At 64.9% G+C, this 23,020-nt stretch carries 22 protein-coding genes, 2 tRNA genes and 1 pseudogene; 12 read left to right on the top strand and 13 right to left on the bottom strand.

The window, feature by feature from the left end; genetic code table 11:
* On the top strand, positions 1-82 hold an 82-nt coding region (locus HMPREF2914_RS33105; RefSeq protein ID WP_371262981.1), incomplete at its 5' end, for a hypothetical protein.
* An 80-nt stretch (positions 83-162) separates the two neighbouring features.
* On the opposite strand, the gene HMPREF2914_RS01765 is transcribed toward HMPREF2914_RS33105, so the two are convergent.
* From HMPREF2914_RS01765 to mksB, 5 genes are all read right to left on the bottom strand, one after another.
* On the bottom strand, positions 163-1,701 hold the full coding sequence (locus HMPREF2914_RS01765; protein ID WP_003121056.1) for an ABC transporter permease: 1,539 nt from the start codon (positions 1,699-1,701) through the stop codon (positions 163-165).
* 20 nt (positions 1,702-1,721) lie between these two features.
* Positions 1,722-2,729: an iron ABC transporter substrate-binding protein gene (locus tag HMPREF2914_RS01760; protein WP_003095046.1), complete on the bottom strand. Its 1,008-nt coding sequence runs from the start codon at positions 2,727-2,729 to the stop codon at positions 1,722-1,724.
* 111 nt (positions 2,730-2,840) lie between these two features.
* Complete coding sequence (gene mksF / locus HMPREF2914_RS01755; RefSeq protein WP_003141640.1) at positions 2,841-5,687, bottom strand: Mks condensin complex protein MksF; 2,847 nt, start codon at positions 5,685-5,687, stop codon at positions 2,841-2,843.
* Positions 5,684-6,379: an Mks condensin complex protein MksE gene (gene mksE, locus HMPREF2914_RS01750; RefSeq protein WP_003095041.1), complete on the bottom strand. Its 696-nt coding sequence runs from the start codon at positions 6,377-6,379 to the stop codon at positions 5,684-5,686. Before mksE ends, mksF begins: the two co-directional genes overlap by 4 nt.
* Positions 6,369-7,667, bottom strand: coding sequence for an Mks condensin complex protein MksB (mksB, locus tag HMPREF2914_RS01745; protein WP_003095037.1), 1,299 nt, complete (start codon positions 7,665-7,667; stop codon positions 6,369-6,371). The genes mksE and mksB overlap by 11 nt, the downstream gene beginning before the upstream one ends.
* A 284-nt stretch (positions 7,668-7,951) precedes the next feature.
* Here mksB and HMPREF2914_RS01740 point away from each other — a divergent pair, with 284 nt between their 5' ends.
* The 8 genes from HMPREF2914_RS01740 (at position 7,952) to can (ending at position 14,949) form a co-directional block, all read left to right on the top strand.
* On the top strand, positions 7,952-8,554 hold the full coding sequence (locus HMPREF2914_RS01740) for a hypothetical protein (RefSeq protein ID WP_003095035.1): 603 nt from the start codon (positions 7,952-7,954) through the stop codon (positions 8,552-8,554).
* 204 nt (positions 8,555-8,758) lie between these two features.
* Positions 8,759-9,805, top strand: a complete 1,047-nt coding sequence (locus HMPREF2914_RS01735) for a DUF6160 family protein (RefSeq protein ID WP_003095033.1) — start codon at positions 8,759-8,761, stop codon at positions 9,803-9,805.
* 1 nt (position 9,806) lies between these two features.
* On the top strand, positions 9,807-10,826 hold the full coding sequence (locus tag HMPREF2914_RS01730; protein WP_023092965.1) for a hypothetical protein: 1,020 nt from the start codon (positions 9,807-9,809) through the stop codon (positions 10,824-10,826).
* A gap of 30 nt (positions 10,827-10,856) precedes the next feature.
* A complete protein-coding gene (locus HMPREF2914_RS01725) occupies positions 10,857-11,393 on the top strand; it encodes a DUF6160 family protein (protein ID WP_023092964.1) in 537 nt (178 codons plus the stop codon).
* Positions 11,394-11,652: 259 nt separating this feature from the next.
* Positions 11,653-12,354 (top strand): protein TonB, encoded by a 702-nt coding sequence (locus HMPREF2914_RS01720; protein WP_073654283.1) that lies wholly within the window; start codon positions 11,653-11,655, stop codon positions 12,352-12,354.
* Positions 12,351-12,803, top strand: coding sequence for a ribosomal protein S18-alanine N-acetyltransferase (gene rimI / locus HMPREF2914_RS01715; RefSeq protein ID WP_003095025.1), 453 nt, complete (start codon positions 12,351-12,353; stop codon positions 12,801-12,803). The genes HMPREF2914_RS01720 and rimI overlap by 4 nt, the downstream gene beginning before the upstream one ends.
* Positions 12,804-13,001: 198 nt before the next feature.
* A complete protein-coding gene (locus tag HMPREF2914_RS01710; protein WP_023092962.1) occupies positions 13,002-14,240 on the top strand; it encodes a C69 family dipeptidase in 1,239 nt (412 codons plus the stop codon).
* 61 nt (positions 14,241-14,301) lie between these two features.
* The gene (gene can, locus HMPREF2914_RS01705; protein ID WP_003095021.1) at positions 14,302-14,949 is read left to right on the top strand and encodes a carbonate dehydratase; all 648 of its coding nucleotides are present in this window, start codon (positions 14,302-14,304) and stop codon (positions 14,947-14,949) included.
* Positions 14,950-15,018: 69 nt separating this feature from the next.
* On the opposite strand, the gene HMPREF2914_RS01700 is transcribed toward can, so the two are convergent.
* Positions 15,019-17,247: a TonB-dependent receptor gene (locus tag HMPREF2914_RS01700; protein WP_021264080.1), complete on the bottom strand. Its 2,229-nt coding sequence runs from the start codon at positions 17,245-17,247 to the stop codon at positions 15,019-15,021.
* A 150-nt stretch (positions 17,248-17,397) separates the two neighbouring features.
* Here HMPREF2914_RS01700 and HMPREF2914_RS32870 point away from each other — a divergent pair.
* The 3 genes and pseudogenes from HMPREF2914_RS32870 to HMPREF2914_RS01695 form a co-directional block, all read left to right on the top strand.
* Positions 17,398-17,523 (top strand): annotated as a pseudogene (locus HMPREF2914_RS32870) (integrase); the annotation flags it as partial.
* Between the two features lie 52 nt (positions 17,524-17,575).
* On the top strand, positions 17,576-17,854 hold the full coding sequence (locus tag HMPREF2914_RS31065) for a type II toxin-antitoxin system RelE/ParE family toxin (protein WP_003113526.1): 279 nt from the start codon (positions 17,576-17,578) through the stop codon (positions 17,852-17,854).
* Positions 17,855-17,865: 11 nt separating this feature from the next.
* Positions 17,866-18,171, top strand: a complete 306-nt coding sequence (locus tag HMPREF2914_RS01695; protein ID WP_003111575.1) for a HigA family addiction module antitoxin — start codon at positions 17,866-17,868, stop codon at positions 18,169-18,171.
* Positions 18,172-18,309: 138 nt separating this feature from the next.
* On the opposite strand, the gene HMPREF2914_RS01690 is transcribed toward HMPREF2914_RS01695, so the two are convergent.
* From HMPREF2914_RS01690 to ispE, 7 genes are all read right to left on the bottom strand, one after another.
* A tRNA-Met gene (locus HMPREF2914_RS01690) sits at positions 18,310-18,386 on the bottom strand.
* A gap of 178 nt (positions 18,387-18,564) precedes the next feature.
* Positions 18,565-19,665: a redox-regulated ATPase YchF gene (gene ychF, locus HMPREF2914_RS01685; RefSeq protein WP_003099270.1), complete on the bottom strand. Its 1,101-nt coding sequence runs from the start codon at positions 19,663-19,665 to the stop codon at positions 18,565-18,567.
* 40 nt (positions 19,666-19,705) lie between these two features.
* Positions 19,706-20,290 carry an aminoacyl-tRNA hydrolase gene (gene pth / locus HMPREF2914_RS01680; RefSeq protein WP_003099278.1) on the bottom strand — a complete coding sequence of 195 codons (585 nt, stop codon included), beginning with the start codon at positions 20,288-20,290 and terminating at the stop codon, positions 19,706-19,708.
* Between the two features lie 41 nt (positions 20,291-20,331).
* Entirely contained in the window at positions 20,332-20,946 is a 615-nt protein-coding gene (locus HMPREF2914_RS01675) for a 50S ribosomal protein L25/general stress protein Ctc (protein ID WP_003095013.1), read from the bottom strand.
* A gap of 116 nt (positions 20,947-21,062) precedes the next feature.
* Positions 21,063-22,004 (bottom strand): ribose-phosphate pyrophosphokinase, encoded by a 942-nt coding sequence (locus tag HMPREF2914_RS01670; protein ID WP_003099281.1) that lies wholly within the window; start codon positions 22,002-22,004, stop codon positions 21,063-21,065.
* 55 nt (positions 22,005-22,059) lie between these two features.
* Positions 22,060-22,134, bottom strand: a tRNA-Gln gene (locus HMPREF2914_RS01665).
* Positions 22,135-22,170: 36 nt separating this feature from the next.
* Positions 22,171-23,019, bottom strand: a complete 849-nt coding sequence (gene ispE, locus HMPREF2914_RS01660) for a 4-(cytidine 5'-diphospho)-2-C-methyl-D-erythritol kinase (RefSeq protein WP_023092961.1) — start codon at positions 23,017-23,019, stop codon at positions 22,171-22,173.
* Position 23,020 lies beyond the last annotated feature (1 nt).

Below are 23,020 nucleotides of genomic sequence, written 5' to 3'. Positions count from 1 at the left end.
CTTCGCCCTGTTCGATTCGGCCAATGACGAATGGTTGGAGTGGGCGCCGAAGATTCCTCTGAAGGAAACCGCCCGCCGCTGATTGTCGGATCGGCAAAAAGAAACGCCGCTTACCTGGGTAAGCGGCGTTTTCGTTCATGCATGCATGCTGGGGAGTGGGTGTCAGTGAGTGCTGAGATGCGCCCGGGTGGTCAGCAGGTACACCGGCAAGCCGGAGATCAGGATCAGCAGCGCGGCGTAGGGTGCGGCGGCAGCGTACTCCAGGTTGGCGGTGTGCACCCAGACCGAGGTGGCCAGGGTCGACAGCCCGGTGGGACCTAGCACCAGGGTGGCGGTCAGTTCCTTCATGGTGTCGAGGAACACCAGCACGAAGCCGGCGCCGATGGCCGGCGAGATGATCGGCAGGGTGATCCGCAGGAAGGCCATCAAGGGCGTCTGGCCGAGAGTGCGGGCGGCTTCCTCCAACTGCGGCGAGGCCTTTTCCAGGGCCACGCGGATCGGTGCCTGGGTCAGCGGCATGAACAGCAGGGCATAGGCGACCAGCAGCAAGCCGGTGGTCTGGTAGGTGGCTGGCAGGTAGTGCAGCGAGAAGTACACCAGCGAGAGGGCGATCACCAGTCCCGGCAACGCTTGCAGCAGGTACGGCAGGCGCTGGGTCCAGCGCGCCAGGGCGCCGGGGTAGCGCACCACCAGGATGCTTACGGGCAGCGCCAGCAGGCAACTGAGCAGGGCCCCGCCGAAGGCCAGCGACAGGGAGGAAAGCAGGGTCGAGGCGATTTCCATCAGCGGGAAGCTGGCCGAGGAGCCTTCGTACAGCCAATAACCGAGCATCACCAGGGGGATACCGGTACCGACCAGCACCAGCGTCGCCAGCAGCGCCTGGAGCGGCCACTTGCCGAACCCCAGGCGGACTCGTTCGGCCCGCCGCGCGCTGCCCTGGCCGGTGCGTACCAGGCGGCCGCGGCCGCGCATGCGCAACTCCAGCCAGAGCAGCAGGAAGCACAGTGCCAGGAGTACCGAGGAGAGCATCGCCGCGGTGGCGTTGCTGAACTCCAGTTCGAACTCCTGGTAGATGGCTGTGGTGAAGGTCTGGTAGCGCAGGATCGACAGCGCGCCGAACTCCACCAGCATGTGCAGCGCCACCAGTAGCCCGGTGGCGGCCAGGGTCGGGCGCAGCAGCGGCAGGGTGACCCGCAGGAACACCTGGCGCCGCGACAGACCGAGCATCCGCGCCGACTCCTCCAGGGAAGGATCGATGCCGCGCAGGGTCGCCGCTACCGGCAGGTAGACCAGCGGATACTTGGACATGGTCATGACCAGGATGGCGCCGCCGAGGCCTTCGTACATCGGGCTCAGCGAAACCCAGGTGAAACTGCTGACGAAGGCGGGGATGGCGAACGGCAGGCACAGCACCACGTTCCAGAAGCGCCGTGCCGGCAGGTCGCTGCGCTCGACGCACCAGGCCAGGGCCAGGCCGAGCAGGGCGCTGAGCAGGGTCACGCCGAACATCAGCCACAGGGTGTTGCCCAGCAAGCGGAATACGTAGGGGCGCCAGAGCAGTTGCCAGGCGCTGTGCCAGCCGGCGTCCCAGGCCTTGGCCGCGACGTAGAGCAGCGGCAGGCTGGCCAGCAGGGCGAGGAGCAGGACCGGCAGGAACAGCCAGAATGGCGTTCGCCGGCGCGAGCCCGTGCGCAGGCGCACGGGCGTGGAGGCGGCGCCGATCAATTCAGGCCAACGTCGCGTTCGAGGCTGAGGGCCTCGCTGGCCTCACCCAGGTCGGCCGGGGTCAGTTTCGGTGGGTCCAGTTCGGCGAACGGCTTCAGCGCCGGATCGGCCTGCATCCCCTTGCGCATCGGGTACTCGGCGGACTGGCTGAGGATCGCCTTCTGGCCTTCCTCGCTGAGCATGAAGGCGACGAACTGCTGGGCTTCCCTGGGGTGCTTGCTGGACTTGAGCACTGCGGCGCCGGAGACGGTGACCAGCGCGCCCGGGTCCTGGTTGCCGAAGTAGTGCAGGCGCGAGTTCAACTCGCCCTTTTCCTTCTTCAGGGTGTACCAGTAGTAGTTGTTGATCAGCGCCATGTCGACCTCGCCGTTCTCCACGGCTTTCATGGCGGTGACGTTGTTGGTGTAGATCGAGCCGAAGGCCTTCAGGCCGGTCAGCCAATCCTCGGCTTCCTCCTGGCCCTTGAGCTTGATCACTGCGGCGACCTGTTCGAGGAAGGCGCCACTGGTGGGCACGAAGCCGAAACGGCCGGACCAGGACGGATCGGAAAGATCCATCAGGCTCTTCGGCAGATCCTTCTCGTCGATCTTCTTCGGGTTGTAGGCCAGTACCCGGGTGCGGGCGGTGATGCCGATCCAGTCGCCGTTGCCGCCGGCGTGCTCCGGCTCGACCAGGGCCAGGGTCTCTGGCTCCAGCTTGGCCAGCAGGCCGGCGCTGGCCAGGCGGATCAACGGTGGCGATTCCTCGGTGTAGAGCACGTCGGCCGGCGAGCGCGCGCCTTCCTCGGTGATCTGGCTGGCGAGCTGGCCATCGCCGCCCTTGCGGATCTTCACCTGGATGCCGGTCTTGTCCTGGAAGGCCTTGGCGATGGCGATACCGGTGGCGGCGTGCTGGCCATTGTAGAGGGTAAGGGTGACGGGATCGGCCGCCGCATTGAGGGAAAGCGAACCGAGCAGGCACGCCAGGGCGGCGTGGCGGAAACGGTTGAGAAGTCGAACAGGCATGGATTCTCCCCGTGGGTTACAAATGCGAATGTAACCAATTATATCTTCGCGGGAGCTTCGGGCCTATCGGAAAAGTCCACGGCCCTGTCAGGCAGGGCCGTGGCAGACGCTTCACGCCGGTTCGCCGGCTTCCTCCGGCTCGCTGGCTGCGCGGGTTTCGCCGCTGGCGGCGGCATCCCGGCGACGGATGTATTTCCAGTCGGCTTCGTCGATATAGATGCCGTTCGGGCCGCTACCGCCTTCCAGGTCGATCGCCACGTGTGCGGAAACCTGCGGCTTCACGCTCGCCAGGATCGGCACGAAGCCCAGTTGCAGGCTGGTCTCCAGCAGCGCGGCCTGGTTGCGCTCGTCGATGTCCGCCGCCTCGTCCAGGTAGTAGGGCAGGCGCACGCGCCCGGCCTGCTCGCGGTCCATCAGGTGCAGCAACAGGTACATGTTGGTCAGCGCCTTGATGGTCATGGTGGTGCCGTTGGAGGCGGCGCCGTCGATGTCGGTGTGCATGATCGGCTGGCCGTTGACCTTGGTGATCTCGAAGGCCAGTTCGAACAGGTCCTTCAGGCCCAACTGGTTGTGGTTGGCGGCGACCAGGCGGGCCAGGTATTCCTTGGCCTCCTCGTTCTTCGCGTCCTGCTCGGCGCTCTGGGTCAGGTCGAACACCGAGAGGTTCTCGCCTTCCTCGTACTGGCCGGCGCTGTGGATGATCTGGTCGATGTGCTTGAGCGCATCCTTGTTCGGCGCGAGGACGATGCGGAAGCTCTGCAGGTTGGACACCTGGCGCTTGTTGATCTCGCGGTTGAACAGGGCCAACTGGTGTTCCAGGTTGTCGTAGTCGCTGCGGATGTTGCGCAGGGTCCGGGCGATGTCGGTGACCGCCGCGCGGCGCGCCTTGGCCAGCGTCAGGGCCTCGTCCTGGCGATGCGCGTAGGCGTTGATCAACAGCTTCAGGCGGCGCTCGGTGTCGTCTTCGCTATCGAACTTGGCGACGCCCTTCAGGCGCACCTGGGCGTACAGCGCCTCGATCTGCCCGTCGATGCGCTGCAGCGCCTGCCAGGTGTCCTGGTAGTCGTTGAGCAGCGGCAGCAGGTTGTCCAGCGAGTCGTCCACCGGCTCCATGAACGGCGTGCCGAAGGGCAGGTCGGCCGGCAGTAGCTGGCGGCGGCGCAGGGCATCTTCCAGGGTGCGCTCCTTGGCCTCCAGGTCGCCCAGTTGCCGGGCCACCAGTTGCAGGCGCGCGGAGAGCTGCTGGACGCGCTCGGCGAAGGCGTCGCTGGAGCGCTTGAGTTCGTCCTGGGACGCCTCCAGCTGGGCCAGTTCGGCGAGCTTCTCGGGCTCCTCGGCGGTCAGCGTCTGGGTGCGGCGGAAGTCTTCCAGGGCCTTCTGCGCATCCAGCACGTCCTGGTACAGCTTCTCCGCCTGGGCCTTGCTCGCGGCGCGGTCGGCGGCGACGCTCTGCTGGGTCTTGAGCTGCTTCAGCTCCTTCTCCAGGCGCTCCTTCTGGTCGCGCAGGGCGGCGCGGTCGGCCAGGGCCTGCAACGCCGGCGGTTCGATGTGCGACAGGTCGATGCTCAGGCCAGGGGCTTCGAAATGCTCGCCCTTGAAGTGGTCGAGGATGGCTTCGACGCTCTTCACCCAGACGTCGCCGTCATCCAGGTTCACCCCGTTCTCGCCGAGCGGCAGGCTGAACAGCGCGCCGTTGAACAGACGCATCAGGCGTTCCACGTCCTGCTGGCTGAACTCCTCGCGCAGGCGTGCGTAGCTGTTGTTGTCGGCGTGTTCGAGCTGCTGGCGGACGTTCTTCAGGCGTTTTTCCAGGTCGCGCAGGCGCTCTTCCAGGTCTTCGCTGGAGAACTGCCGCGAATGGGCCAGGGCGCCGGCCAGTTCGTCGTGGGCATCCTTGGCGGCGAGCAACTGCTGTTCGAGGACCTTGGCGTCGTCGACCAGGGCGAAGCGGGTCTTGAGCACCGACAGCTCGCCGAGCCAGCGCTGGATGCCGGCGATCTCGCGCTCCAGACGCATCAGCTCCTGGGTGCCGCCGCGCTGTTCGTTCTGCAGGCCGTCCTGCTCGGCGCGGTATTGATCGTGCTGGATCAGCAGTTCCTCGCGGCGCGCCCCGGCGTAGTCGTGCCAGGTGCCGAGCAGGCTGTCGAGCAGCGGCGAAAGGCGGTGCATCTTGCCGCGCAGTACGTCGCGCTGGGTCACGCCGTTGGCCAGGGCTTCCACCAGCGGGCCGGCGGCGACCAGCGCCTGGTAGTCCTGCTCCATCCGCCGCACGTCGCGGAACGCCTCCTCGCACGCGGCGATGTAGTCGACGTTACCCGAGCGCAGGCTGTGCTCGAAGGCGTCGAGGAACAGCTGCTTGAGCTTGGCCGCGGTGATCTCGCGCATGTGCAGCAGGTTGATGAACAGCGAGCGGAAGGTCTTCAGGCTCTGCTCGCTGGTGGAGCGCAGCGGGATCATGGTCAGGTCGAGCGGGATCGACGTGTGCCCGCCGACCAGCAGGCGGCGCAGCTCTTCCGGCTTCACCTCGTAGGCCTTGATGCCTTCGCGCTCGAGGTTGGCGAACAGCTCGCGCTGGCGCAGGCAGGTACCGTTCTTCTGGTAGTGGTCCAGGCTCAGCTCGCCGGCGTAGGCGAAGAACTGGTGGCCGAAGCCGCCGCCCGGGCCGCGCCCGGCCACGCCGATCACGTGCGGACCGTGGGGCAGCATCAGTTCGAGGAGAATGTAGCTGGTGTCCGAGGCGAAGTAGAAGCGCCGCGACTGCTCCATGCTGTACTTGCCGAAGCTCATGTCCGACAGGCGGGCAAGGATCGGGAACTGCAGGGCGTTGATCGAGGCGCTCTTGCCCAGGTTGTTGGCGCCGTAGATCGACAGCGGGTTTTCCAGCGGGAAGATACCCAGGCTGTAGCCGGCGGTATTGAGCAGGGCGAAGCGGCGGATGCCGTAGCGGGTCTGGCTCATGCGTCAGCCTCCTGTTGCGCGTGTTCTTCGGCGATGGCGCGGGCGAGGGCGTCTTCCTCGCTCTCTTCGGACAATTCTTCGTCGCTGGCCATCAGCGGTTCGATCTCGCCGTCATCGACCAGCACCGGCGTCTGCAACGGCAGGTCGGCGTGCAGGCTGGCGGACAGGTTGCGGTCCTGCTGCACCGACAGGCAGACGTCGAGGAAACGGTGCATCGGCGGCATGAAGCGGTACACGCCGCTGTCCTCGGAGGCGAAGCCGAGCTGGGTCAGGCGGCGCATGACCTTCTCTTCCAGTTCTTCCTGGGTCTGCACCTCGGCCTGGAGGAACAGGTCGCGGTATTTCTCCAGCAGCGGCGGCAGCTCTTCGCGGCCGATGCTGCCGCCGTCCAGCACGGACAGCGGGTCGCGGCCCTGGTCGGCGAGGTGTTCGACGAGGATGAAGGTGAACAGCGCCAGGCGTTGGGCGGTCTTGTTCACCTGGGCGCCGACCTGCTCCGGGACGAAGTAGTAGAAGCCGCGGGTGTCGCAGACCAGCTCGAAGCCCATGGCGCGAAACAGGCCGCGGTACTGGTCCTGGTGCGAGGACAGCTGGGTGTACAGCTCGGGGTCGCGGTGGCTGATGTGGTAGCCCTTGAACAGCTCGCGGAAGATCGGCGCGAGCTGGGTCAGTTCGGAGAGATCAAGATGCATGGGTTTCGCTCGCGGAAAGGGTGTCTGCGTCCCTGGCCTGGCCCTTGTCCTTGGCGGCGGGGTTCAGGGCGAAGGAGCAGAGGCTGACGCAATGTTCGGTGGTTTCGTACTCGCGGCGTTGCAGGCGTTCGCGCTGGAAGCGCGCGTCGCGCGACAGCCGGGAGAACCAGTAGAGCAACTCGTCGGTGGCGCCGTCCGGTTCCTGGGCCAGCAGCCATTGCATGAGGTCCGGCAGCGGCAGCGCCGCCTGGCAGCGCTCGATCATTTCCCGCGCGGTCCGTGGTGGTCGCGCCGGCCCGTTGCTCTTGCGCGTGCCGCTGGACTTGGGGAACTGCGCCGGCTTCGGCTCGAAGCGGGCGAGGGCGAAGACGTAGCTCTCGACCTGCGAGGCGGTGCCGAGGAAGGTGCTCTGCGGCCGGGTGAACAGCGGCATCGCCGCCTGCGGCACGGCATCCAGGCCCTTGCGCCGGATCGCCGCCAGCGCCAGGGCGGCGCCACGGGTCACCGCGTTGTGCCGGCGCGCTTCCTCGCGCAGCGGCAGCAATAATTCGCGGGCGCGGCGCAGGGTCAGCTGGGCGTTGGTCTGCATCTCGAGGATGCGCGCGTGGGTGCGCAGCACCAGGTCGTCGTCGACCAGGTGGCCGAGGCGCTGCTGTTCGCCTAGCAGGCGCAGCAGGACCTGTTCGACCCGCCGCACGCCCTGCTCGAAGGCGCCGTCGGCGCTGACCAGCTGGATCATCGGCTCGACGTACTCGTCCCAGGTCGCCAGGACCTCCGCGTAGCGCTGCGCCAGGGGAATCTGCCGGTCGCTGGTCTTGGCCCGCTCGGCCACGCCGATCAGTGCCTGCTCGTCATTGCCGAGCTTCTTCAGTACATCGCGCACGCGCATGTCGAGCAGTCGCAGCTGGCGCGCCAGGTCCTGGCTGTCGCGGGTCTCGAAGGCGTCCTGGATGTACCCGGCGAGGCGCTCCAGATGGCGCAGGTAGGCCTCGATCTCCAGGCACAGACCAAGGCGATGCTCGTGGCGCAGGTAGGCGAGGAAGTCGTGGATCTGCGCGTTCAGCTCGAAACGGTTGGGGCTCTTGGCCACCGGGACCAGGATATCCAGGCGGATCCACTGGTCGAGCAGGGCGGTGATTTCCGCCGGGTTGCTTTCCGGTAACTGGGTGTTCAACTGGCTGCGCAGTTCCGCCAGGCTCAGGGTGCCGGCATCGAAGCGCTCGCAGAGAGGCTCGAGCAGGGCCCAGTGTTCGGCAAGCGCACGCAGTACGCGTCGGGGGTCGATCATCGGGAGGGCCGATCCGTGGAAAAAGCGCCGATTGTACTGCAAAGGCACGGGCGACGCAGACGCCGCCGATGAGTGCGATGCAGGCCGTCGACACGTCTGCGGCGCAGGTACGGGCCCGGTATCGGTGGATGGCATCTGGCTATCACTGAGGTGTCGAAAAGCGGCAGTTTATGACTGCGTAAGGACTTTCCTGCCCCGCCTGGTCCGGGGAATGGGGCTTCCAGGGGCTGGCACGCTTTCTGCTGAAGACCCCTGGCCTGTCTATTCCAAATGAATGCCGACTCTTGAACGACGCCGCCTACGCCGAGGCCCGCTGGGCCGAACTGCAGAACCAGGGTGACCTTGCCTGGGACCTGGATGCCATCACCAACCGCAGCGAGGCGATCGCCTTCCTCAAACGTTTCGAGAACCGCCTGTGCATCTACTCGGCCTATGTCGAGAAGCTCTACAGCAACTACAGTTTCGTGATTCCCGAGAGCGACCATGGCGGCATCACCATCCTGCCCAGCGAGCAGGCCTGGCACGACACCTTCCACGATATCCCGCTGGCCGCGGTGGAGCCCACCGGGATCCATATCCTGCCGGGCGAGACCATGGGCTATCGCGGGCTCTACCTGAAGATTCCCGGCGAGCACCGCCTGGTGGCGTCGAAGGAATTGCCGTTCCAGGAAGGGTTGAAACTGCTGATCCAGCGTTACCAGGCTCACGACGACGTGTTCCTGCCGATCCTGGTCAAGGGCGACCTGCGCGAGTACGAAGCGCGCATGCCCTCGCTGCACCTGCACCGGATCAACCCCGCCCGCCTCAGCGCACACTCCCTGCTCAGCCTCAACGCCATCAAGGGTGCCATCGCCGACCATCTGATCGGTCTGTTCCGCCAGCAGTGAAGGGCTGACGTTACCCCCGTGTGACGATGGGTAACATCCATCCTGGCCGAGCGACCGCTCATCCGCTGCAGCGAGCGCGGCGACCGCGTCGTTCGGCGGTTTTTCTCGACTATGGGTCGGCCCCGATTCGCCCGGGGCTTTCTATAGTGACTACAGGTCGCAGTGTCTCTGCCGTCGGCCACGAGAAGAACAAGAGGTGAGCCCATGTCCCGTCGTCTGCCCTTCCTGCTGCGTTGCGCGCTGTTCTGCGGCGCCGGTCTGCTGGCTGCCACCGCCCAGGCGAGGATGGAGTCGCTGGACGACGACCAGCTTTCCGACGTGGTCGGCCAGGCCTTCATCAACCTCACCACCGACGCCGCCAACGGACTGAACTTCACCCGCATCAACTTCGGCGCCGACATCGAGACCCAACTGAACATGAAGAAGCTGCAGTTGGGCCAGTACAACCGCAGCGGCGAGCTTGCCGGCAGTGCCGACATCGCCATCGACAACTTCGCCCTGGGCACGGTCAACGACGCCACCGGCGCGATCAACCCGTTCCTCATCAGCAATCCCTACATCGAGTTCGCCTACGACGGCAGCAAGATGGTCGGCATCCGTATCGGTTTCGGCGAAGCCAAGGGCTACCTCTCGGGCGATATCAAGACCCTCACCGGCAACGTGCCGGTGGACCTGTACGGCACCGGCAGCCAACTGGGAGGCAGCATTTCCTGCGGCCTGCTGGCCCTCGACTGCCTGGCGGCGAAGACCGCCATCACTCTCACCGGCAGCTCTCAGTACACCGCCCAGGCAGAGCTGGTGAACAGCTCCGGCAACCCCGACCCGATCCGCGCTGCCATGATCGGCCTGAAGAACGGCACGGCCCTGGACATGCACGACAGCACCATCATCGGCAGCCTGGTGAACGTCCTGCTGCCCTTCCTGACCTCCAACGACTGCAAGCTGATGGGCGCCCAGACCTGCTTCAACCTGGCCCAGTACCAGTCGTTCCCGATCGGCACCGTGGATCCGAACAACGCGCAGAACTTCATCGACTCGTCGAAAGGCTTCTTCATCTCGATGCAGAGCCAGAACGTCCAGTGGCGCGACCAGCAGGATCCCTCCAAGCTGGTCGCCGCGCTGGCCGGTGCGTTCCTCAACATGTCGCGCAACGCCGATGGAACGGCGCCGATCAAGGTCGACTTCGGTCAGGCCTTCAATGGCATTCCACGGCAGGACACCTGCCTGGGCGGCCTGAACAAGGGCTGCTGAGATGAGTCGCGCCTGCCTGCTCGCGGCACTGCTGACCGCCCCCTTCGCCCATGCCGAGATGACAGCGCTCGACGACGAGCAACTGTCGGACGTGCAGGGTGCCGGCATCGGCTTCGTCCTCGACAGCGCCATGGTCGACGGCAACAAGGCCACCATCGCGATCAATGGCGTGACCAACACCGCCACCGGGCAGAACGTGCCGATCACGGTAAAGGAGCTGTACGTCGCCGCCACTGGCAGCAACAAGGGCAGCACCCTGGCGCCGGTGACTCTCGGCCGTCTCAATTTCCCGTTCAAGCTGAATCTGGCCAAGGGTTCGGTGCTGACCACCCAGCTCGACGACGGGCGGGTGGTCAGCACTTTGCCGGACACCGCGGACGTGATCGAGCTGGCTTTCCCCAGCCTGGTGAGCGGCGCCGGTGGACAGCCGTGCATCGCTGGTTACGCCGGTGCCGGCAGCAACTGCTCGAGTCGGGCCAGCGAAAAGGTCGACGCCGGCATCCGCTTCGACTTCGGCGTCACTTCCACGCGCACCGATGTGCTCAACCTGGACTTCTCCGAACTGGCGATGGACGGGTCCTACCTGCGCTTCTGGGGCGCCAACGCGCGCAGCCAACTGGTTGGCGAGATGCGCCTGAACCTCTACGCCAAGACTTTCGAGATCATGTCCTGCGGTGCTGGCTCGCCCAGTTGCGTCAGCGCCGCCGAGCAGGCCGCGCGCACCGTCTACCTGACCAACGCCTATGCCAGCGTCGCGCTTGGCTACGGGAAGTCGCAGCCGTTGCTGTTCTCGGTCACCGCCGACGGCAACTTCACTTTCGAACTGCCCAAGCTGACCCTGGCCAACGCCGCCGACTTCTACGCCAATGCGCCGCGCACCAGCCTGGTGATCGAGAACCTCAACATCGGCGGTACCCGGCCAGGCTACGGGCAGGTACCGACCGGCGGCTACAACATGGGCCGCAACGAGATATCCGGGCTCAGCTTCAACTACCTGAAGGTGACGTCGCACAACCTCTGAGGTGGCGGCGCGAAACGAGGTACGCAGCACATGGCCAAGCAGACTCATCCACTGGCAGGCGGCATCGGCATCCTCGCGGCGCTGGCGCTGCTGTTCAGCGCTTCGGCCGGGGCCGAGTTGCGCTCGCTGGGCGATGGCGATCTGGACGACGTGGTCGGCCAGGCCGGGATCAGCATCAGCGCCTCGCTCAATCTCCAGGAAAATCCTTCGCAGACGCGCTGCGCCGGCGGTTGCGGCGCGCGCCTGGCGATCCAGCCGGCCGGCAGCGGCAACAACTACCTGGTGATCGACGATATCAGCGGCAAGTTCAGCTTCGACGAAGTCACCCTGGACGTGGTGACCATCAAGGACGGCTTCGGCGGCGACGGCGCCGCCTTCAACCGCCCGGTGCTGCGCGTCGGCCTGAAGGACACCAGCTTCCAGGACCTGCGCTTCACCATCGCTGGCGCCAACAAGGCGCGCGGTACCGATCCCGGGCTGGTGCAGACCAACCTGGTCAGCGCACGCATCGACGGCACCCTCAAGCTGCAGGGCAACGTCAACATCTTCACCGTCGCCCCGCGTTGAGGGCGAACCGTCGCATGGCGGGACAAAGCCGCTCCGCCGAGGTCGAAGAACCGCTATCATTGCCTGCCTGAACGCCGGGGGCGAAACCGTCCCCGCGCATCGCCTAATTGCCGGTGCCCGAGATTTGATCGAAGAACAGCGTCGCCGCGCCTTCCTGGGCGCGATGCAGATAACCAGTTGGCTGCCCCGCCAGCCGTTGCCGTTCGCCGCACCTTCGCGGCCGGAGTTGCTGGAGACCCCGCCCCGGGAAGAGCCGGCGGTGCCTGTGCGTGCGCGCGCCGCGATCGATGCGCCGCAGGCCCGCGTCCCGCAAGCCGAGGCGCCGGCCAGCGCGCCGAGCGTGGCTCCCGCCGCGCCCGCGGAAGGCCGGGGGATCCCGATCAGCCTGCCGAAGCCGGGAGCCCCGGCGGCGAAGAAAGCCGAGCTGGTCGCGCCGGTCGAAGAGGCCCCGGCCGAGCCGCCGGCGGTCCAGGCCCCGCCGCCGCGCTTCGCCTTGCAACTGCTGCAGGCGGGCTCCTGCACCCTGCTGGTCGAACTGCCCACCGGCGAACCCTTCGCCAGCCGTGATCCGGGTTACCTGCTGCTGCGCGACCTGCTGCGCGCCGCCGGCCTGCCGGACAGCCCGCGGTTGATCGGCGAACCGGTACGCTGGCCGCTGCTGGCGCGCGGCAACCTCGACCAGGGGCCGCAGGCGGCCCTGGAGTTCGTCCAGAGCTTCGTCGCCGCGCGCATGGAGGAGAGCGAGCGTAGCCGCTGCCTGTGGCTGGTCGGCCTGCCGGCGATCCGCTTCGCCGGCGAGGGCGACGAGGGCAGCCTGTTCCGCGAACTGCAGGTGGACGGTCTGGGCGCAACCTGGGCCGTGCCGGGCCTGGAAGCCCTCATGGAAGAACCCGCCCTCAAGGGCGAGCTGTGGCGCGCTATGCGCCGTGTCCGTCAGCGCTGGTCGAGCGAGATTCAATGAGCGATGCGATTTCCTTCCGCCCGATGACCGAGGCGGACCTCGATGCCGTGCTGAAAATCGAATATGCCGCCTTCAGTCACCCCTGGACCCGTGGCATCTTCAGCGAAGGCCTGAAGAACTACCATTGCTGGCTGATGTTCGAGGGTAGCCAGCAGGTCGGCCATGGTGTCATCCAGATCATCCTCGACGAGGCGCACCTGCTGAATATCACGGTGAAGCCCGAAAGCCAGGGACGTGGCCTCGGTCTGCGCCTGCTCGAACACCTGATGCGCGAGGCGGCCGGCCACCAGGCTCGCGAATGCTTCCTCGAAGTGCGCGCTTCCAACCAGGCCGCCTACCGCCTCTACGAACGCTACGGTTTCAACGAGATCGGCCGCCGTCGCGACTACTACCCCGCCGTCGGTGGGCGCGAAGACGCCCTGGTCATGGCCTGTACCCTGTTCGACTGAGGCTTGCTCCGCTTCCCTGCCGGCAACTAGCTATCACTTGGAGTAGCTGGCTGGCCTTCTGGCACCGCCGTACCCTTACCAGCATTCCGATTCTCGCCTGCATACCGCAGGCAGGTCCCTTCATGCGGTAACCCTTCGCGGGAGTGCGAAGTCAGGTCGACAGCGGCCGGTGGCAGGATGCGCAGACTGGAGCCCCCCATGTGCGACACCCTGATCCTTCGCCACCAGGGCCAGACCTGGTTCGCCAAGAACAGCGACCGCGAGCCCGCCGAACCGCAGCGTCTGCTGCGCCTGCCGGCGGTGCGCAACGATCCGGAAGCGCGCTTGCGCACCACCTACCTCGACATTCCCCAGGCCGCCCAGCGGCATGCGCTGGTGATCAGCCAGCCGAGCTGGATCTGGGGCGCGGAAATGGGCGTCAATGAGCACGGCGTGGCCATCGGCAACGAAGCGGTGTTCACCAAGCTGACCCGTCAGCGCGGCACCGCGCTGCTCGGCATGGACCTGCTGCGCCTGGGACTGGAGCGCGGCGCCAGCGCCCGTGAGGCGCTAGAGGTGATCACCGGGTTGTTGCAGCGTTACGGCCAGGGCGGCCCGGCCGGCTACCGCGACAAGCGCATCCGCTACGACAACAGCTTTCTCATCGCCGACCCCGGCGAAGCCTGGGTGCTGGAAACCGCCGGCAACCTGTGGGTGGCGAAGAAGGTCGAGCGCTGGGCCATCTCCAACGCCCTGACCCTTGGCCACGAATTCGACCTGTGCAGCCGCGACCTCGAGGACCAGGCTCGCCGCCAGGGCTGCTGGGATGGTCGCGGCGACTTCCACTTCGCGCGGGTCTTCGACACCCGCCTGCTACCCTGGGTCGGCGGTGCGCACCGGCGCTGTCGGATCAACCAGCGCTTCCTCGACAGCCTGCCTGGCGAGCCGGACTGGCACGCGCTGTTCGCCGCGCTGCGCCACCATGGCCCGCGCGGGGACCACTTCCGCCGCCACAACAACCGCCAGGTATGCATGCACGCCGGCAGCTTCTGGCGGCCTTCGCAGACCACCGCCAGTCTGGTCGCCCGCTTGCGCGACGACGGCCCGCTGCTGGCCGCTACCGGTACTTCGGCGCCGTGCCTGGGATTGTTCCAGCCGCTGTCCTTCGATCCGGCCTCCGGCGCCGCCGTGCTCAGCCAGCCGCGCGAGGCGGTACAGGAGTCTCCCTGGTGGCGCTTCGAGGGGGTGCACCGCCGCGCGCTCACCGACCGCGCCTTCCGCCGGCTCCTGCGCAGCGGCCGCGATTGGCTGGAACGGGAACTCTTCGCCGACCTCGAACAGCCCGACTGGCCGCGCCTGGCAGAGGACGCCGCAGCCTGGCACGCCTGTTGGCATGATCAGGTCGCCATGCAGCCGCTGGCGCAGCAGCGCTGGTGGCGTAGCCACGCCGCGCTGTGACGCTTGTCAAACGGGCATCGCCTTCCGTAAGGTGCTGCACCGGTCAAACGAGGGGCATGCCATGAGCGACTTGCAGCAACTGTTCGAGAACAACGTCCGCTGGGCCGAAGCGATCAAGCAGGAAGACCCGGACTTCTTCGCCAAGCTGGCCCGCCAGCAGACCCCCGAGTACCTCTGGATCGGCTGCTCCGACGCGCGGGTGCCGGCCAACGAAATCGTCGGCATGCTGCCCGGCGACCTGTTCGTCCATCGCAACGTCGCCAACGTCGTGCTGCACACCGACCTCAACTGCCTGTCGGTGATCCAGTTCGCCGTCGACGTGCTCAAGGTCAAGCACATCCTGGTCACCGGCCACTACGGCTGCGGCGGCGTGCGCGCCTCCCTGCACAACGACCAGCTCGGCCTGATCGACGGCTGGCTGCGCAGCATTCGCGACCTCGCCTATGAATACCGCGAGCACCTGGAGCAGTTGCCGACCGAGGAGGAGCGCGTCGATCGCCTCTGCGAGCTCAACGTGATCCAGCAGGTGGCCAACGTCAGCCACACCAGCATCGTCCAGAACGCCTGGCACCGCGGCCAGTCGCTGTCCGTGCATGGCTGCATCTACGGGATCAAGGATGGCCTGTGGAAGAACCTCAACGTCACCGTCAGCGGCCTCGACCAGTTGCCGCCGCAGTATCGCTTGAGTCCGCTGGGCGGTTGCTGCTGAGAGAGGCGGAAGCTCTTCCCTGCGCGTTCCCCTCTCCCTGGAGGGACAGGGGAACTGTCGAGGACGGCTTCAGAACTCCACGCTATACGTCAGGCTGTAGGTCCGCCCCCGTCCCTTGTAGTCGAACAGTCCCGCTGGTGCGAGCCCGCCGTAGTAGACCTGCGCGCGTTGTCCCCAGACCGTGGTGTAGTCCTTGTCCAGCAGGTTCTGGATGCCCGCGGTGAGGGTGCCCACCGGCAGCGCCTGGGTGCCGAGCAGGTCGAACAGCGCGTAGCCGTCGATCTTGTTGCCCGGCTCGTCGTTCAGGTTGAAGGTGCGCACGCCCTGCAGGCGCAGGCTGCGCTGGTCGTCCTTCCAGCCGACGAAGGCGCCGGCCTTGGACGGGCTGGCCGAGGTCACGTCCTGCTTCAGCCAGCGGCCGTCGACCTTCTCCTGGGAGCGGATGGCCAGGCCGTTGACGCCGACCTGCCAGTGATCGTCCAGCCAGTAGGTAGCCTGGCCCTCCAGGCCGTAGTTGCGCTTCTTGGTGTCCTGCTGCAGCACCGCCAGGGTCTTCGAGTCGTACTTGATGCTCTTGTCCGACCAGGAATAGAACGCCGCCACCTGGGTATCCAGGGCACCGTCGGTGTGCCGCCAGCCCAGCTCGACCTGCTTGGTCTTGATCCCGTCCAGCGGCGAGTCGTTCACGCTGACCCCCTGCAACAGCGGGTAGTGGCCATTGCCGTCGGCTGCGCCGTAGCGTCCGAAACCGTAGTACTTGGCCGGGTCCGGCAGCTCGAAGCCTTCGCTGTAGTTGGCCCAGACCTGTTGTTGCAGGTTCAGCTTGTAGATGGCGCCGACGTTGACCAGGTTGACGTCGTAGTCCTTGCTCCCGCCCGGAACCGCGTCGGCGGTCTTGCCGAGGCCGTTGGCGATGAGGATCTGCTGGTTCGCCGCAACGAAGTCGCTGACGTCGGTGCTCATCGACTGGCGCCGCACGCCGGCGCTCAGGGTCAGGTCGTCGGTGGCCTTCCAACTGCCCTGGAGGAAGAAGGCGCGGCTGTCGGTATCGATGTCCGGGTAGCGGCCCAGCTTGGCCTGTTCACTGGCTACCAGCCCGCCGCTGGCGGCGGCGAGCGGCAGGTTGAAGAGCATCTGGTCGGACGTGAATTTTTCCCGGTCCAGGTCCACCCCGTAGGTCAGGCTGGCGCGCTCCCAGGTCTTCACCAGGGCCAGTTTCATCCCGTAGTAGTCAGTGTCCTGCTGCGAGGCCGAGTAGTAGGAAGTGCCGTAGTTGATTGCGCCACTATTGCTGTAGCGGATGGTGGGGAAGGGGTTGAAGGCCATCTTCTCGTTGCGGTAGTAGGCCTGCAGGTAGAGGTCGTGACCCAGCACTTCCGGCGCATGGTAGGTGGCGTTGAACTGATGGCGCTTGCTTTCCGGCTCGCGGTCGAGGTCGACGCCGCCCTTGATCGAATAGGGTGCCCGTCCGCGCAGGGCATCGAAGTTGCGCCCGAGATCGAGGCCGCGGTCGCCGTCGTAGCCGGAGTCGTAGTACTGGAGGCCGAGATCGAGGCTGTGGCCATTGGCGAAAGTGAAGCCAAGGCTGCCCATCAGGTCTACCGACCTGTTGTACTGCAGGTCGGTCTGGGTGATGTCCGTCAGTACCTGGTCGCCACTGCCGTCGTAGGCCGCGCCGTTCTTCTGGTAGGCGATGGCCAGGCGGCCGTTGAACAGGTCGTTGCCGCCGCTGATCGACTGCGCCGCGCGCAGGTCGTGATCCTCGTGGCTCTGGAAGCCGCTGCGGGCGCCAAGCTCGGTGTTGAAGCGAGTGTCGCCGCCGACGCCCTTCTTGGTCACGATGTTGATGATCCCGCCGGTGGCGCCGCCGCCGTACACCGCGCTGGCGCCGGACATCACCTCGATGCGCTCGATGTTGAATGGGTCGATGGAGTCGAACTGCCGGCTGATGCCCCGCGAACTGTTCAGCGACACCCCGTCGATCATCACCAGTACGCTGCGTCCGCGCAGGTTCTGGCCGTTGTTGGTACGACCCTGGGAGCCGATATCCAGGCCCGGGATCAATTGTCCCAACGCCTCCTTCAGGGGCACGCCGGCCTGGGTCTGCTGGTCCAGTTGCTCGCGCTCGATCACCCAGACCGTGCCGGGCAACTCGCTGATGCTGGTCGGCGCGCGCGAGCCGATCACCACCATCTGCTGCTCCACCGGATCGGCAGCCAGCGCAGGAGCGGAAAACGAAGCGAAGAGGGACAGGGAAAGCGCCAGGGGAGCCGGGCGCGAAGGGATGGAGCGGGGCATGAGGAGATGTCCGAGTTGCTGTTGTTTTGATGGGCGGCAAAGCTAAACAAATCGATAATGATTATCAAATGATTCGAACTGTTTCAATGAGGCATGCCTGGCTTCCAAAGCAAGATGAAATGCCTGACACGGGGCGCTGCGCATGGCGTGGCCCTACAGCGGATCCTCGGGCATTCCTCGATGACGATGCGGTATGCGCACCTAACGCCGGAGCACTTGGAATCGGCGATGCGCTTTTCTCCGATTACTCAGTCTGGCTACAAATTGACCACATGAGGATCTGTGGTAATCTGTAGTGAAATTAACGCTTAACGTTAAGGGTTAATGAATGATTCTGACCTTTCGCTGCGACGAGACTCGTCAGCTTTTTGAGACGGGTCTTTCGAGGCGGTGGGGAGCGATCCTCACAGTCGCTACGCGTAAGCTCGCAATGCTTCATGCGGCTACGGAGCTTCGAGACTTGCGCTCTCCACCTGGAAACCGCTTGGAGCCGTTGCAGGGAAAGCGGGCGGGCCAACATAGCATCAGGATCAATGACCAGTGGCGTGTCTGTTTCGTCTGGACGGATGCGGGTCCCGAAGAAGTCGAAATAGTTGATTACCACTGAGGAGGTGGACCATGGCTACCAATGGTATGCGCCCCATCCATCCTGGGGAAATATTGCGCGATGAGTTTCTGATGGAGTTGGATATCTCTCCAGCTGCTCTAGCACGCGCTTTGAAAGTCTCCGCTCCGACAGTGAATGATATCGTTCGTGAGCAGCGTGGTATCTCCGCAGATATGGCGATTCGTCTGGGGCGTTACTTTGATACGTCCGCTCAGTTCTGGATGAATCTCCAGAGTGAGTACTCGTTAGCAACTGCTTATGCGGCGAATGGCGAGCAGATCGAACATGAGATTGAGCCGCTGCTTGCTCAGGGATAGCGGTGACGTTGATCGTAGAGCCCCGCAGATGCGGGGCTTTTTTATGCGAACCGTAAATCGGTAAAGGGGGCGTAGACGGTTTGTAGTCTGCCGACCAAAACAAAAAGGGGTTAGCTTACGCTAACCCCTTGAAAAATATGGTGGCTACACCGGGACTTGAACCTGGGACATCAGCATTATGAATGCTGCGCTCTAACCGACTGAGCTATGTAGCCGAGTGGCGCGCATTTTCCGTATCTCGGGCGGGGCTGTCAACCCCTGGGCCTAGATAATTTTCTGATCTTTCAATCGTTTAGACGGAAGGGGTCGGATCGCCGGAGAGAGGGCGATGGGGAGGGGCAGGAACGAAAAGCCCCGGCGCTTGGCCGGGGCTTTCCTGGGACGGGAAGGGGATTACACGTTGAAGCGGAAATGCATCACGTCGCCGTCCTTGACGATGTAGTCCTTGCCTTCCAGGCGCCACTTGCCGGCTTCCTTGGCACCCTGTTCGCCCTTGAACTGGATGAAGTCGTCGTAGGCGACCACTTCGGCGCGGATGAAGCCTTTCTCGAAGTCGGTGTGGATCACGCCGGCGGCCTGCGGGGCGGTGGCGCCGACGCGGACGGTCCAGGCGCGGACTTCCTTCACCCCGGCGGTGAAGTAGGTCTGCAGGTTGAGCAGGCCGTAGCCGGCACGGATCACACGGTTCAGGCCGGGTTCCTCGAGACCGAGGGACTCGAGGAACATGTCCTTCTCTTCGCCGTCTTCCAGCTCGGCGATCTCGGCTTCGATCTTGTTGCACACCGGCACCACCACCGCGCCTTCTTCCTCGGCGATGGCCTTCACCACATCCAGGTGCGGGTTGTTCTCGAAGCCGTCCTCGGCGACGTTGGCGATGTACATCACTGGCTTGCTGGTCAGCAGGTGGAAGCTGCGTACCAGGCGCTTCTCCTCGTCACCGAGGTTCTTCAGCAGCGAACGCGCCGGCTTGCCTTCGGTGAAGTGGGGGATGAGCTTTTCCAGCAGGGCCTTCTGGGCCAGGGCTTCCTTGTCGCCGCCCTTGGCGTTGCGGGCGACTTTCTGCAGTTGCTTCTCGCAGCTGTCGAGGTCGGCGAAGATCAGTTCGAGGTCGATGATCTCGATGTCGCGCTTGGGGTCGACGCTGTTGGACACGTGGATCACGTTGTCGTCTTCGAAGCAGCGCACCACGTGGGCGATGGCGTCGGTCTCGCGGATGTTGGCGAGGAACTTGTTGCCCAGGCCCTCACCCTTGGAGGCGCCCGCCACCAGGCCGGCGATGTCGACGAATTCCATGGTGGTCGGCAGTACGCGCTCGGGCTTGACGATCTCGGCCAGGGCGTTCAGGCGCGCGTCGGGCATCGGCACGATGCCGCTGTTCGGCTCGATGGTGCAGAACGGGAAGTTTTCCGCCGCGATACCGGATTTGGTCAGGGCGTTGAACAGGGTGGACTTGCCGACGTTGGGCAGGCCGACGATGCCGCAGTTGAATCCCATGCTATGTCCCTCGCGCTCAGACAGGCGCTAGAAAAGTGGTTCAGGCCTTCTGGCTGTGCAGCTTCTGCATCGCCCGGGTCCAGTCCCCGGCGAGCATTTCCGGCAGCACGCCGAGGGCGAAGTCGATGCTGGTGTCGAGCAGTTCCTGCTCGCTGCGCGGGGCGCGGCCGAGCACGTAACCGGAAACCAGGCTGCTGTGCCCCGGATGGCCGATGCCAAGCCGCAGGCGATGGAAAGAATTCTGATTGCCGAGCTGGGCGATGATATCGCGCAACCCGTTGTGCCCGCCGTGTCCACCGCCGGTCTTGAGCTTGGCGACGCCAGGGGGCATGTCGAGTTCGTCGTGGGCGACCAGGATGGCGTCCGGGGCGATCCGGAAGAATCCCGCCAGCGCCGCCACGGACTGGCCGCTGCGGTTCATGTAGGTAGTCGGGATCAACAGACGAACGTCCTTGCCCTGGTGGCTGAACTTGCCGACCAGGCCGAAATACTTGCGGTCAGCCACGAGGCTGACGCCCTGGGCATGCGCCAGGCGCTCAACGAAAAGGGCCCCCGCGTTATGCCGGGTCTGGTCGTATTCAGGACCCGGGTTTCCCAGGCCAACGATCAGTTGTACGGCAGTCACGACGGGAGCCCCTCTCTATAAAAAGGCGATCGAGTAATGAATTACTCGGCGGCGCCTTCTTCGCTACCTTCTTCCTTCACCACGCGGGAAGCGTGGATGTTGGCAACGGCCAGATCGTTGCCGTGGGCCAGTTGTACCAGCTCGACGCCTTTCGGAGCCTTGAGGTCCGACAGGTGAACGATCTGGCCCAGCTCGACCTTGGCCATGTCGACTTCGATGAATTCCGGCAGGTCTTTCGGCAGGCAGGAAACTTCGACTTCGGAGATGGTGTGGGAGATCTCGCCACCGGATTGCTTGACGCCAACGGCTACTTCTTCGTTGATGAAGTGCAGCGGTACGTGGGCGGTCAGCTTATGGTCGGCGACCACGCGCAGGAAGTCGGCGTGCATCACGAAGCCTTTCGCCGGATGGCGCTGCAGGGCTTTGATCAGTACGGTTTCCTTGGCGCCGCCAACGTTCAGGGCGATCACGTGGCTGAAGGCAGCCTCGTTTTCCAGGAGCTTGGCGATTTCGCGCAGTTCCAGGGTTACGGACTGGGGCTCTTTGTCGCCGCCGTAAACGACAGCAGGAACCAGACCGGCGTTACGACGCAGGCGGCGGCTCGCACCTTTCCCCAGATCGGAACGCACTTGGGCATTCAGAATAAAGTCGACCATTGTGTATCTCCAAAAATAACAATGCGCCCGAACGCTTGCGACCAGCGTTCGGGCGATTTCAAAGGCCCCGCCGGAGCGGGGCGTTTTCGTTCAGGCGCGTTCGCCGAGGCTGGACCTCAGCGGAACATCGCGCTGATCGATTCTTCGTTGCTGATCCGGCGCATGGCTTCCGCAACGACCGGAGCGATGTCCAGCTGGCGGATGCGGCCACAGGCCTGGGCAGCGGCGGACAGCGGGATGGTGTTGGTCACCACCAGCTCGTCCAGTACGGATTTCTCGATGTTCTCGATGGCACGGCCGGACAGCACCGGGTGGGTGCAGTAGGCGATGACCTTGGCGGCGCCGTGCTCTTTCAGGGCCTTGGCGGCGTGACCGAGGGTGCCGGCGGTATCGACCATGTCGTCTACCAGTACGCAGGTACGGCCTTCGACGTCACCGATGATGTGCATCACTTCGGACTGGTTGGCCTTGGGACGACGCTTGTCGATGATCGCAAGGTCAACGCCCAGGGACTTGGCCACGGCGCGCGCGCGCACCACGCCGCCGATGTCCGGGGAGACGATCATCAGGTTCTCGAAGCGCTGGTCTTCGATATCGTCCACCAGCACGGGGGAACCGTAGATGTTGTCTACCGGGATATCGAAGAAGCCCTGGATCTGATCCGCGTGCAGGTCGACCGTGAGGACACGGTTGACCCCGACGACGGTCAGCATGTCGGCCACTACCTTGGCGCTGATGGCCACGCGGGCGGAGCGCGGACGGCGATCCTGGCGGGCATAGCCGAAGTAGGGGATGACAGCGGTGATACGAGTGGCCGAGGAGCGGCGGAAGGCATCGGCCATCACCACCAGTTCCATCAGGTTGTCGTTGGTCGGCGCGCAGGTCGGCTGAATCAGGAATACGTCCTTGCCGCGGACGTTTTCGTTGATTTCGACGCTGATTTCGCCATCGGAGAATTTGCCAACTGAAACATCGCCAAGAGGAATGTGCAGCTGACGCACGACGCGTCGTGCAAGATCGGGGTTAGCGTTCCCCGTGAAGACCATCATCTTGGACACGCTACAGGTACCTGTGTCGACCGAAGGGATCCGGATGAAATACAGAAGAGGAAAATGGCAGGGGCGGCTGGATTCGAACCAACGCATGGCAGGATCAAAACCTGCTGCCTTACCGCTTGGCGACGCCCCTGTGGTATTGCTCGAATGCCGTTTCGGCATTCCTTTCTCAGACCAGAGTTTCCAGCTTCCGGTGCAACATCGAAACGTTGCTTCCTTTGGCGACGAACCTCTGAAGGTGGTCTGGAAGAAGGGCCGAGACTTTATCAGCTTCAGCTTTGTTTGGGAAGCTCCCAAACACACAACCTCCAGTGCCGGTTAATCTAGCTGAAACAAATTTGTTTAGCAAGATCAAAGCGTTATGAACTTCTGGGTAACGCCTCTCGACTACCGGCTGACAGTCGTTTCGGCTGTCCCCCTCGAGAACGGTGCGCACTTTAATGGCGGGAGAATCGCGTGTCAACAGTGGATCTGAAAAAATTTCTGCTGTGCTGACAAGTACTTGCGGAACCAAGACGAGATACCAGGGCTCCGGGATGTCCACCGGGGTGAGCTTTTCGCCCACGCCCTCGGCGAAAGCCGCGCGTCCGCGGGTGAAGACCGGCACGTCGGCGCCCAGGCGCAGGCCCAGGGCGGCGATGCGGTCCTCGTCCCAGCCGAGTTGCCAGAGATGGTTCAAGGCCAGGAGCGTCGTGGCGGCGTCGGAGCTGCCGCCGCCGATGCCGCCCCCCATGGGCAAGCGCTTGTCCAGCCAGATGTCGACGCCTTGCAGGCTGCCGGAGGCTTCCTGCAGCCCGCGCGCGGCGCGCACGATCAGGTTGCTGTCGTGCGGCACCCCGGCGATTTCCGTGTGCAGGCGTACCTGGCCGTCCTGGCGGGCTTCGAAATGCAGCTCGTCGCCGTGGTCGAGGAATTGGAACAGGGTCTGCAACTCGTGATAGCCATCGTCGCGGCGGCCGAGGATATGCAGGAACAGATTGAGCTTGGCCGGGGCAGGCAGGCTGAGGCGCACGCTCATG

The organism is Pseudomonas sp. HMSC067G02, assembly GCF_001813485.1.
In the GTDB taxonomy this organism is placed as follows: Bacteria; Pseudomonadota; Gammaproteobacteria; order Pseudomonadales; family Pseudomonadaceae; genus Pseudomonas; species Pseudomonas aeruginosa.
This window is presented reverse-complemented; position numbering and strand designations above follow the sequence as displayed.